We start from the raw sequence: 362 nt of genomic DNA, 5'->3' as shown, positions 1-362 counted from the left end.
GAATGGACAGCCCGTAAAGTCCATCTGCCGTTTTACCGTATCGATCCGCTGAAGATAGATTTCACGTCGGTCTCCGAGGTCATGTCAGCCACCTATGCGACACGTTTCAATATTTTGCCGGTAGAGTTATCAGGCAATACCGTGGTGGTTGCGACCACAGATCCTTACAATCGTGAATGGCAAGATGAAATCGCCAGGATTTCGCGTAAAGACATCCGTCTGGTGTTTGCCAATCCGCTTGATATTTCGCAATACATAGGCCAGTTTTTTTCACTTGCCAAGTCGATTAAAGACGCACGTAAATCGAATGGCAACGATCTGGGCTTACGTCAGAATCTGGAACAACTGGTCGAACTGGGTAA

The 362-nt window shown here is 47.2% G+C and carries 1 protein-coding gene; it reads left to right on the top strand.

The window, feature by feature from the left end; genetic code table 11:
• A partial coding sequence (locus KDM89_RS20480; RefSeq protein WP_463322639.1) for a GspE/PulE/PilB domain-containing protein occupies positions 1 to 362 on the top strand: 362 nt, incomplete at both ends.

Source organism: Cognatundibacterium luofuense, from assembly GCF_018139685.1.
GTDB classification, from domain to species: Bacteria; Pseudomonadota; Gammaproteobacteria; order Burkholderiales; family Burkholderiaceae_D; genus Undibacterium; species Undibacterium luofuense.
This window is presented reverse-complemented; position numbering and strand designations above follow the sequence as displayed.